Raw genomic sequence first — 11,311 nt, 5'->3', positions numbered from 1 at the left:
GTGGTGGCGGTAGCCGTGGTCGTGCTTGTGGGTGTGGTCGTAGTCGTAGGCGGCGGCGCGCTACCGGCGTCCGTCATGGCGATGCCGTAGGCGTTCTGAAAGTATCTCGACAATGCGGCCCGGTCGGCGGCGGACAACGCACGTGAATAGACCAGAACCTCCGCGACTTGCCCCTCGAACACGTTTCCATCCGAACCGTTCACGCCAAGGTCCACTCGCTGACTCCCATCCGAACTTGTCAGCCCAGCAGTCCCAAAACGACCGGAGAGTACCTGCGTCCCGTTGAGGAACTGCGCCGCCTGCGCATGCTCGTAGTCCAGCACCCCACCTGAGACGTAGGCTGCCCCTGACTGCACCTTCGAGGCCGTGCCGGTGAGCGTCAGGAATGAGTCACCGTCCAGCCGCCGGCCCGCCACGCTCGCCTGAGCCACCGAAGTGACCTGCGTGAGCACCCGAGCCGGCGACGTCGCGTTACCCACCGAAGCGAAAAAGCTGGTCAACGTCGTCCCGATCTTCGGCGGCGTCACCATCACGACGAAGACCGACACCCCAGGCACCCCGCCGAGATAACCAGCCGGAACCTGCCCAGAAGAGGCGAGCGCGACCAGCGAACTGGCCGAGGCACGGTCGAAGGCCACAGCAGGCGCACCACCAAGTTCTGGCACCGCGGAGATAAACCGAGGACGCTGGGATGTCGCACCCTGCGCCAACGTCACACCGCTCACGGAGTCGCGCCACTGCCCGACCGCATCACCGTCAGCAAGACCGAGATCCGCAGCATGCCATCGTGACAATAAGCCAGCCACGGATCTGGGGTCTGGATCGTCTGCTCCTGCTGCCCCATCAGGTGCCACGAGTCCCAGCATCGCGAACACGAGAAGCGGTGCCATCGCGTATGCCCACCGGGTGTGCAGCCGGATGACACGGGTCCGCGCCTCGCGGACCTCACGGGTCGAATTCATCATGGCGGCAACCTCCAACAGTCCACGGAAGCATGTTCAGTGCTTCCTCTCCCATATAAGACCCCATCGGTGGTCGGAATGGGCCGAAACGGCCAACGAGATCTTCAGATCCGGATAGCGTCGTGCCAAGTGGTGCGTGGACTGGAAGCAGGAAATAGTGCTGTGCAGAGACGTTGCAGCGATAGTGGGGCCGGTCGGAGGGAGGGCTGCGACGACACCCGCTTCAGGGCGGCTGCTCTATGACTTCGTCCTCCACAACAGGTGTGGCCGCGTACTGGAACTTGGCTTCGCACATGGGAATTCGACGTGCTACATGGCCGCCGCCCTCGATGAACTGGGTGGCGGCTCCATCCTCACCATCGACCGCGAGGCGGCGCGGCTGCGCGAACCGAACATCATCGAACTGTTAGCGGCGACTGGCCTGGCGAAATACGTCGAACCGATCTTCGCCCAAAGTTCGTACAATTGGGAATTATTGGGACTTTTGGAACGGCAGCGCGACGGACACACCACACGGCCACTTTTCGACTTCGTGTTCGTTGATGGCGCTCACACCTGGGAGACCGACGGGCTCGCGTTTGTCCTCGCAGACAAGTTATTACGCCCCGGCGGGTGGATCCTCTTCGACGACATTCACTGGACGATTGCCGCCTCGAAGGCCGCTTCGGGCCGCCGGCCCACCACAGTCATCGACCCCGCTGAGCGAGTCCCACAAGTCGGCCGCGTCTTCGCCCTGTTAGTGATGCAGCATCCGAACTATGAGCGCTTCGAAGTGCACGGGAACTGGGGCTGGGCTCGCAAGCGCAGGACGCGGCAGGAGGAAGCACTTCCTGAGCAAGCTGTGAGCCGTCTCTATGAGACCCACTCGTGATGCTCTCGTTACCCGCTCGAGATGTTTCGGCCGAATCGACGTGATCTGCGTCACCATAAGCGCGGGTAAAACCGGGCAGAAGTGAACTTGCGTCACACCAGTCGCCGAGCCGGAGCGCCGCGACTTGACCCGCTCGCAAAGCGACGGCGATGGTGTTTGGGCCCGAGCAGCTCGCTCCGGGCGCCCGCATCCGGCCCAAGAGCGCCCTCGCCGGCGTCGAACTCCGGTCCTGACGCGCTCGGGCGATGTCGATCCCCTCAAGGAGCAAGACCTTTGCGTACCCACCCCCTCCGTCACAACTCTCCACGCCGACAGGTTCCGGCGGCTCGCCGAAAGGGGGTGCTGGCCGCTGCAGCGCTGGCGGTGTCCTTCTCCGGACTCACCGCCTTCGGCTTGGCACAAGGCTTCTCGGACAGTGGCCAATCGACCGCCGCTAGCAGCGGCCCGGTCGGCGTCGCGCCCACAGAGGGATCGCCCGCGGTCTCAGAAGCACCAGCCGATCTCGGCACAGGCTCGACCGATGTCGCCGCCACACACCAGCAGAAGGCACGGGCCGACCGCTCCAAACAGCGCACCACCGCCGGGTCGGCAAAGTCGGCGCCGACCGACTCGAACGTCGGCCAAAGGCGGCCCCCTGCGGGCGACCAGCACTCGTCCCGGGGCAGTGCCGCGACCGCCACGGTCGCCACCCCGACCGTGGCTCCCACGACCCAACACCAGCGGACGCAGGCCGCCACCGTGCGCAACACCGCCGCCACGGATCCGACAACGACCTCGTCGTCCGCAACCGCAGCAGTCGGGGCCTGTCAGTTCAAGCCTTCCTCGGCCAACACGGGAGCAAGCGGCACGCGGAGCAACCTGGGCGTCACGACGGTTGGCGCTGGGCAGACTCTCGCCAACGCGAATGTCGGTAGTCTCGTCATCACCGGCGCGAACGCCACCATCCGCAACGTGGCCGTGAACGGCAATATCTTGGTCAAGGCCGATGGCGCCATGATCGACCACGTGACTGCAAGGGGCATCGCCATCTCCAGTGCCTCCAACGCAACGGTGCGCTACTCCAACGTGGGGTACACCAAGGGTGACGGCATCAACGTCACATCGGACCGGGGTGTCATGTCTCGGAACATCCTGTTCAGCCACAACTTCGTTCACGACCCTCGTGTTCCGGCTGGGGCTCACTACGACGGAAGTCAGGTCCGGGGCGTCGATGGTCTCACCATCAACTGCTCCACCTACGACCCGGGGCCATATGCTTCTCAGTTCAACGCGGGCGTTTACCTGGAGGATGCGAACGGTGGCACGAGTAACGTCAAGGTGACGAACAACTGGTTGTACGGGTTCGGCTTCAGCGTCATGATGGATGCCCGCAACGTAACGTTGCAGGGAAACCGTCTCGGCGGAGACATCCACTGGGGAACCTGTTACATCGGAAAGCGAGTTGGCACCGCTGGATTGACCAGCCTCGGCAACGTGTGGGACTCGAGCGGCAAGAGCCTCGCACTCTGCAAATGAGCGACGGTCACAGCGGTTGACCGACACAAGCGCCGCGACGGGTGGGGCGTCAGGAGGCCCCCTGCGCCGGAACCCGTCTCGGCGCATTGAGAAGATCGTCATACAGCGCGGCCAGTCGTCTCCCCGACGCTTCCCAGGTCCACTTCCCCCGTTCCTCCCGCCCCCCGTGCCGCAGTCGGCTCACAAGTGACGTGTCGGCCAGAACAGCCTTCAGATGTCCGGTCAGCTGCGCCGAATCGCCGGCGTGATGCACCAATCCACTGACACCGTGGACCACCGGGCACCCGCTGGCGTCGCTGACCAAGGGAATGACGCCCCGGCCCAGCGCCTCGTAGCCCACCAATGCGCTGCCTTCGGAGCGACTCGGGAGGACAAGGACGTCTGCCGAGTCAAGAACACTCTCTACGTTGTTGCAGTAGCCGCCCAGCCTGACGTGGTCGTGTGACAACAGCGGCCCCAGCCTCTTCAACGTCGAAGCATCAATATCGCCGTACAGCACCAGGCCGGCGCCCTCCGGCGGAGATGCCGCTGCCCAGCACTCAAGCAGCTGATGAACGCCCTTGGTCGGCTCGAGCCGACCGATGAAGACAAAGTCTCGGGAGAGGCCACCAATGGTGCGCCTCCGGGACTGCTGAACTCGATCGTCGTAGCCGTACTCGTTGACGCGCACCTGCACCGGGAAGGGCGCGACTCCAAAACTGGCCGCAGCCTGCTCTGAACCCACAATCACGAAATCCACCGCGGCGAACTCTGCGTCCTCCAAAGTGAGTTGTTCTTCTCCCAGATCATGGAAGTGGCCCTGCGGAACGGGAAGGCCGATCTCCGCCCACGCGGCCCTGGCTTGCTGCACCGCGAGCCTCGTGTAGGGACTGGGCGCCTCGCGTACGGACACCAAGCCCATCAATCGGGCCATCGCGGCACTCTTCAAGACAGCCCGGGGCCAGAGATGAACGAGGTCCGGCTTCAGGGACCGGATGAGCTGACTGACCACCCAGTCGTGAAGGCTGTACGTCCGGTTCAATCCAACCATTCTGGGACGAACAGGGCCGAGCAGCGAGAGCGTGTGAACCGGAAGTTCGGCGTCGAACCTCTTCCGTACTGACGTGCAGACGACAGTCACGTCAACGCCAGCCCTGGCGAGCGCGTCCACCTGATGCCACGCAGTGAGGCCAATGCCAGGGGCACCGATCGGGTGCGGGAAACTGTACAGGACCTTCACGACTTGGTCCCGGTGACGCAGGGGCTCACGGGTCGTCCGCCAGGCTCCATGACGTTGTCCGAGAGTGTGAACGAACTCGCTCCTACGCGCTTCCCGACATAACACACGCCCCACTTGATGTCCCCGCCAAAGTGGTTGCCGACGAGTTGAACATTGCGCGCGTCCACCATCAGGCTATGGCCCCAGCCCAGGATCCAGTTGTTCGCTATGGTGACGTTCTGGGTCCCGCCGTTCGCATCCTCCAAGTAGATGCCGGCGTTGTACTGAGGGCGGTACGCACCTGCGTCGTAAACGGAGCAGCTGATCTGCAGCCCGTTGATCCCCCGAACTTGCGTGCCATCGTAGTGTGCTCCAGCCGAGACCTGCGGGTCATGCACCAAGTTGTAGTCGAGAACGACGTCCCCGACCATCCGGCCGCGATCAGAGGTGATGTGCACGCCATCCGCGTCGCCTCCACCAATATTGCTCCTGCTGATCGTCACGCCAGAGGCACTCGAGATCGAGATCGACTTCGCCGTAACGCCTTCGAGTGTTACTCGGTCGCCGAGCACAAGCACGGAGCGAGCGACGTCGACATTACGGACTGTGACATCCGAGCCAGATATGACGAGCCGGCCAACGCGGGCATTGGAGAGATTCTGGTGGTCCTTGAGGGTCTGAACCGGTGAGTCACTCAGAGCGCCACGCGCGCCCGTATTGGTATCGGATGGTTGAAAGTCGCATGCCCCCGGGCGAGGGCTGCCCGCGGTGCCGGAGCCGGTCGAAGGCGCTGTGAGGGCGGCGCCTGTGCCCTGACAGCCAGCGAGGGCCAGGACGGGGATCAGGATGCCCAAACCAGCGAATCGGGCGCACCGCTTCGAAGCCGCCGTCACGTCACACGTTCTCTTCAGCGCGCGAGGCAGGGAGACTTCCTTTGCTGGCTTGCACCCGGGTCGAGAGGTCCTGCCCCCATGAGAGGTGACGGCCAAAGCGAGCCACCCCTTCCGCGAAGAGAGTGAGTATGAGGTACACCGCACCTGCCGGGATCAAGGCGGGCCTCCGGGCGACTACGCGGGTCATCCAATCCGTCGCGCGCATGGGGCGAACGGCGCAAGTTGACACCGAGTCAGGTGCCCGCCTCAGCTCAGCGTTACCACGTCGTACTCTAACCAATCGACGGACGAGATCGCTTGTCCTTCGGGGGCTCTCAATCGAGACAGCGACGGACTCCACTCTGGCCCGTTCAGTTGCGCCGAAGAGGGAGTCAAGGAAGAGGTCGTCGGCTATAACGTGGGGGAAGTCGGTGAAACGTCGCCTGGCGGCTTCGGACAACACGATGACCCCTCTGCCGAACAAGGCCTGCTCGAAGGCCGGGTGGTGACGGTTGATTGCGTAGTAGGCGCGAACCAAGAGCGGCCGGCCCTTGACGTTGACTACTCGTCCGGGCACCGCCACCAGCGCGCCGCTCCCCGTGCCGGCATGGGAGAGAACCTCGCACAGCCGTCGCACCTGTGCCGTGCTCAATTCGATGTCGGCGTCCAAATAGACCCTTGGGAACGAGGTCAAAATCTGGTCGGCGGCGTTGAGTGCATGAGCTTTCCCTGCGGTGGCCAGCTCGACCACCTTGACAAAGGGAAACGTCTGCGCAATCTGTGCCGTTCCATCCGTGCAGCCATTGGCGGCCACGGCGATCTCAAGCTCGCCCGGCCGAGCGTCTGCTGTCAGCGCCCCGAGACACCGGGCGATAACTGCCTCTTCGTTGCATGCAGCAATCGCGACAGACGTCATGACGGCTGCCACACCTCGTTCGAGGCTGCACGCGGGATGTCCACCGTCTGAGGCGGCTCCGCCTTCTTCCCCTTCCCCAGCCGACCTTCCCTGGCCCAGAGCGCGCCGACACAGCCCAGGAAAAGGAAGAGCAGGAAGCCCGTTTGGCGGAAGCTCGTCATGTCGAAGGTGGCAGCAGTGGCTGCCAGCGCCAGAATGGCCGCGGAGAGAGCCTGGCAGAGGCTCCTCACCGACGGCTCCACGGAGTTCCGGCGTGTGCGTTGTGCCATGAGTACACCAACGAGGAAAAGCAGCACGAGTGCTGCCAGCGCGACGGCTCCCCCCTCGAGAAGCGCTCCCAGGTAGGCGTTGTCGAGGAAGAAGTACTGGGCGGGTTGGAACGTTCCGAGCCCGCGGCCGGTCACCTCATGGCCTTGGAGAAGCCACGGAATCTTCACGTAATCCGAGGTCCGACCACGGATGCTGGGATCGTCCTCACCGATAAACATGAGGCTTCGGATGGTTCCAAGCAGACGAGGGGCGACGGCCGACATGGCCCCGGCTCCCACTATGCCGACAAGCACGAGATTCAGACGTTGGCGTCCGCGCAGGTGGGCGCCGTACCACAGGCCCGCCACCAGGAGCGCAACGATGCCAGACCGGGAGACGCTCATGGGAATTACTGCGAGCATGATACCGAGGCTCAAGGCTGACCCCTGCCGCGAGCCGCGGCTGGCGCCGTGCAACGTGAAGTGTAGAGCGATCGGCACGAGGCACGCGAGCGCAACTGCGTACTCAATGGGGTGGGCCGCAGCACCGATGACGCGCACGAAACCAGAACGAGTGTCATTGATGAGTTCAGTGTTCGTCGTGAGGCCGGGAAGGTGAGCAAGAGTGCGGTAGCTGAAGGTGCGATCGAAGAACTCGAAGATTCCCGCGACCCCAGCGAGACCCGCGACGTAGACGAGCCGCTGGAGCACCCTCTCGACCTGCCCACGCTGGGTAAGACCATCACAGGCAACGAGCGCCACTCCCACAACGGCGAGGGCCGGGAAAATTGCACGAGTGGCTCCTGACGCCTCCACGTCCGTCAGAGGCCGCGCCATTCCGGAAGCGAAGGCGAGGGTAGCGGCGATCAGGTAGAAGAAGACTCCCCAACGCATCGGATTGTTAGCGGGAGGCATCACGAGACCGAGCAGCCTGCTGCCGCACCACAGAAGCAAGGCAAAAAGCGACCAGAGGAGCGCCGGGTTCCCTACTGACCTCAGCGGACCGACCAGCACATAATTCTGCGGCACGAGGAGCAACAAGACGACGAGGATCGTCAGGATGGATTCCGTGCGTCGGATCCACAGACCACCAACGGTGATCAGGACACCGAGAAGCAGCACGCCCAAGGCCAGCACGAAGATGCTGGAAGAAGCGTGGCGGGAGGCGTTGGGCAGAGCTACCAGGATGACCGGAACGGCGAGAACCACGACCAGGACGGCGACGAACCGAGGCCAGCTAGAGCGAAGCATCCTGTGGCCCTCACTCACTCAGCGTTGAGCGAAGCAGCGCCGCCCAGCGGGACGGACTGCTGCCGGTCCGCAGCGGCCGTGCGCGGAGCGGACAGCGGTTGGGACCCATTCCCACCAGCGGCAGGCATCGCCGTCGGTGTCGCGCTCTCATTCTCATGGACCACAGGCGCGGCGAGCGGCTGGACTGGCCGGCTCAGGCGACGAGCACGCCTCTTGGTCAGCAGTCTGTCGAGGAGCAACGACAGCCCCGCACCAGCCAGGATCCCGACCGCGGCAAGGCTGAGAACGAGCTTCAGTTTCGACGCGGGTGGGATCTCCACCGTCTGTGCCGGCAACGTCACGAAAACTGAAAGACGGCTGTTCTTGGGAGCACGCGCGCGGTCCTGAAGCGCCATCGCTCGGTTCTCGGCTGCCTTCAGAATGGCCGTGACAGTGCCGCTGACACGTGCGGGATCAGGTCCATAGGTCTGCACCGTGACGTTCTCCGAGTTGCGCTGTGTGACCACCGAGAAGCGGGAACCGTCCGGTGTGTCACTGGGTGCGGTCCCCATCAAGTCGGCCGGCGCGAGCTCTGCCTGGCTCTTGGGCGAGTTGAGGTCGTTCACAATGGACTGCCGGAGCAAGAGGCCATTACTGGCGGCAAGAGGGTTCGCTGCCCTTGGATCTGCTTGGCCCGGCTTGACAGCCGGCCCCTGATAGACAACCGCGAAGTTGCCGGTGGCGTTGTACACCGGATGGCCCTCGGGCATGAGCCCGAGGCCAGCGAACGTGGCCAAACCGACCATCGTGAGAAACACATACCAGCGCCTCACGCATACCCGAGCAACATCCAGAGCGTCCATCAGCCCTCCTCTTCGGTGCGCCAACCCCCACCTGGTTCCGCGGCGCTGACCGATGTTTGGTTCGTCTCACGGTACGTGAGCAGTTCATGCCTTGTGGACCAGATGCGGAAATGAAGCAGGACCTGCCCGGAGTGCCCCGATATGTCGCTGGAGGCCAGCGCTGGAGGTGAGAAGGAGACGGACTGCGCAGCGATGCACCTCACCGCCGGCGCCAAGCGACCTCATGGTCTCTCCGAGAAGCAGAGCTCCGCGGAAGGCCGCAGAGGACCAGGCCGAGTGGCGCACTCGGAACAATCGCGCGCGGTTCACAGTCAGCAGCGCCCAGAGCATGGGCGACTCGTGCGACTCGCCGGTCTCGTGAGTACAGACTGCGCCGGGGACAAAGCGGACGGCATATCCCTTGTCCCGTGCCCGCAGGGCGAAGTCGGTTTCCTCTGAATAGAGGAAGTAACGCTCGTCCCAAGGCCCCACCGCGCGCAGACATCCCGCGCTCACGGCGAGCAACGAGCCGGTGGCCCAGGCGACGCTGTGCGCAAACGTGTACGCCGAAGGTCGCATCTCCAGTTCGCCCCAGCCCGGAAGCTTGCCGGCCCGGCGGCCGCCCAGGATGGCTTCGCCGAGAGCCCGGCGGACCGACGGCTCCGAGCGGAGGGTCGGCAACACCGCGCCGTCTGGGCCGCGTTGCAGCGGGCAGGCAATGCCCACTCCAGGCTCGCGGAAGGCGTCCAAGAGCTGACGTACGCAGCCCGGACCGAGACGAACGTCGGGGTTGCAGACGACGAGATCCGACGCCGGGCCGAGCAGCGCCAAGGCGGCATTGATGCCACCCGCGTATCCCGCGTTCCACTCGTTCTCGATCACGATTGCTGTGGGGCAGTGAGACCGGACGATCCGTACGGTCTCATCGGCCGAACCGTTGTCGACGACGACCAGTCGCCACTTGTCCACGCCCTCGAGCCCCGCACGCAGTGAGTCGATGAAAGATGCGACGTGTCTCGCAGAGTTCCACGTCACACAAGCGAGTAGGACGTCCTCCCCGGCTCTCCCCATGCTGCCTATTGTTGGCGTGGCCCAGCCCCTCCCGCAGGATTTTGATCGCCCTCACTCGAGCACACTTTGGCAAAGCGGGCCGCACTTTGTGTCTGGCTTGCGACACTTGGCCAATGAAGGGGAGTACGCATCTCGTCGCTGATGGGGAACAGGACCGCGGTGCGCCGCTCGTCACCCTCCCCACCGCGGCCCCCCACCGAGAAGAGCACGAACGGACGGACGCAATGGCACAAGTGACGAGGCAGGACTCCTTGACGAGCCACCTCCCAGAGCCAGAACAACAAGTACTCGTCACCCCGAGCCGTGACTCCCGTCCGCTCGCCCGGCTGCTGGTCGATGCCGTCCAGCAGGTCGGTGGGCAGCCATACCCCTGGCGCGAGTTCGACACACACGCCGTGGTACGAGCGGCCCTTGTGCACGGCGTCGCCCCCGCCCTCGCGCTCCACCTGCGGGGACGCAATGACGTGCCGGCAGAGCTGCAGGCCGTTGTGCAACGCTGCTACCGCGACCAGCTGGCGCGTCATCTCCGCACCATGGCCGACCTCCGTCGGCTGACTGAGCTCCTTGGGCAGTCCTCGATCCGCTGGGCCGTGATCAAGGGTCCTGCCCTGTCGGAGGTCCTTTGGCCTCGTTTCGACATGCGGCTCTACGTTGACCTCGACGTCCTGGTGCACCCCGCCGACTTCCGCGAGGCAGTCGATCTCCTACTCGCGTCCGGAACGAGGCTCGTCGACCGGAACTGGCCCCTGATCAGTCGAGGCCGCCGGGGCGAGCTCGGGATGGAGTTGGCTGGCGGCACGCCACTCGATCTGCACTGGCACGTCGTGAATGACCCGCAGTTGCGAGACGTCTTCCGGTTCCCGATCGCAGACATGTTGGATCGGGGACCGTCAGTCCTGTTGCGGGGCAGCCGGACCCGGACGCTCGACGCGGCCGACACCCTCCTGCATCTCGTGTACCACATGGTCCATTCCGGCGGACACAAGCTCGTCTGGCTCAAAGACGTGGACCTGGCGATGACTCAGGATCGCCTTGACTGGCGTGAGCTGGAGCACCGCGCTCAGGAGTACGGCTGCGCATTGGCCCTTGAGGCTGTCATCAACCGTGTCCAAATGGTGCTACCGAGCGCGCGCAGCGGCCTGAAGACAAGACCACGGCGGTCTCTGTGGTCCACCGGCGCGCGGGTCGTCGACCGGTGGCGACGCCCTCCGCACCTCCCAGATGAGCGCTGGTCGGGACGGATCGTGTTCCAGTCCACCCGCGCCGGAACTTGGCAGAGTGTCCGAGCCGCGGCCGATGCGGCACTGCACCGGCCGCCGACAGGACATCACGGAGCCAGCAATCCCCTGCACGACGATCGCCCCGATCAGGAGGCTCAGGCCACCTTCTTCGAGATGATTGAGAACGACAGGCCTCCTCGCTCCTCGCGGCTCAGTCCACCTCCTGCTGAGCGCCCCAAACCGTGAAGTAACTAGCGCGGTTGAGCAGATACCGCACTGTGGGCACCGGGACGTGCACGACGGCTTTGCCACGCCCGACTCGCCAGACGAACTCCCAGTCCTCCTTCGGGAGGGTGTCCGTCTCCC

The 11,311-nt window shown here is 64.5% G+C and carries 10 protein-coding genes; 3 read left to right on the top strand and 7 right to left on the bottom strand.

The features are described from left to right. On the bottom strand, window positions 1-965 hold a 965-nt coding region (locus N864_RS14185), incomplete at its 3' end, for a LamG domain-containing protein (RefSeq protein WP_155892947.1). Window positions 966-1,098: 133 nt separating this feature from the next. Between N864_RS14185 and N864_RS14180 the strand changes: the two genes are divergently transcribed. Both N864_RS14180 and N864_RS23720 read left to right on the top strand, forming a co-directional pair. Then, entirely contained in the window at window positions 1,099-1,833 is a 735-nt protein-coding gene (locus N864_RS14180; RefSeq protein ID WP_081793851.1) for a class I SAM-dependent methyltransferase, read from the top strand. Window positions 1,834-2,172: 339 nt separating this feature from the next. Beyond that, entirely contained in the window at window positions 2,173-3,348 is a 1,176-nt protein-coding gene (locus N864_RS23720; RefSeq protein ID WP_051518593.1) for a right-handed parallel beta-helix repeat-containing protein, read from the top strand. A gap of 49 nt (window positions 3,349-3,397) precedes the next feature. Here the strand turns inward: N864_RS23720 and N864_RS14170 are convergent, their stop codons facing one another. The 6 genes from N864_RS14170 to N864_RS14150 form a co-directional block, all read right to left on the bottom strand. After that, a complete protein-coding gene (locus tag N864_RS14170) occupies window positions 3,398-4,567 on the bottom strand; it encodes a glycosyltransferase family 4 protein (RefSeq protein ID WP_051518592.1) in 1,170 nt (389 codons plus the stop codon). After that, the gene (locus N864_RS26340) at window positions 4,564-5,124 is read right to left on the bottom strand and encodes a right-handed parallel beta-helix repeat-containing protein (RefSeq protein ID WP_240474334.1); all 561 of its coding nucleotides are present in this window, start codon (window positions 5,122-5,124) and stop codon (window positions 4,564-4,566) included. Before N864_RS26340 ends, N864_RS14170 begins: the two co-directional genes overlap by 4 nt. 316 nt (window positions 5,125-5,440) lie before the next feature. Further along, the gene (locus N864_RS14165) at window positions 5,441-6,334 is read right to left on the bottom strand and encodes a glycosyltransferase family 2 protein (RefSeq protein WP_051518594.1); all 894 of its coding nucleotides are present in this window, start codon (window positions 6,332-6,334) and stop codon (window positions 5,441-5,443) included. Further along, window positions 6,331-7,791: an O-antigen ligase family protein gene (locus N864_RS14160; RefSeq protein ID WP_155892944.1), complete on the bottom strand. Its 1,461-nt coding sequence runs from the start codon at window positions 7,789-7,791 to the stop codon at window positions 6,331-6,333. The genes N864_RS14165 and N864_RS14160 overlap by 4 nt, the downstream gene beginning before the upstream one ends. 56 nt (window positions 7,792-7,847) lie before the next feature. Further along, window positions 7,848-8,675: a hypothetical protein gene (locus N864_RS14155; RefSeq protein WP_034717970.1), complete on the bottom strand. Its 828-nt coding sequence runs from the start codon at window positions 8,673-8,675 to the stop codon at window positions 7,848-7,850. A gap of 84 nt (window positions 8,676-8,759) precedes the next feature. Continuing rightward, window positions 8,760-9,725, bottom strand: a complete 966-nt coding sequence (locus tag N864_RS14150; protein ID WP_081793849.1) for a glycosyltransferase family 2 protein — start codon at window positions 9,723-9,725, stop codon at window positions 8,760-8,762. Between the two features lie 251 nt (window positions 9,726-9,976). Between N864_RS14150 and N864_RS14145 the strand changes: the two genes are divergently transcribed. Continuing rightward, on the top strand, window positions 9,977-11,191 hold the full coding sequence (locus N864_RS14145) for a nucleotidyltransferase domain-containing protein (RefSeq protein ID WP_162164530.1): 1,215 nt from the start codon (window positions 9,977-9,979) through the stop codon (window positions 11,189-11,191). Window positions 11,192-11,311: the final 120 nt, after the last annotated feature.

The sequence above is a fragment of the Intrasporangium chromatireducens Q5-1 genome (assembly GCF_000576575.1).
GTDB lineage: Bacteria > Actinomycetota > Actinomycetes > Actinomycetales > Dermatophilaceae > Intrasporangium_A > Intrasporangium_A chromatireducens.
The sequence above is the reverse complement of the archived record's forward strand: the minus strand, read 5'-3'. Positions and strand labels throughout refer to the sequence as shown.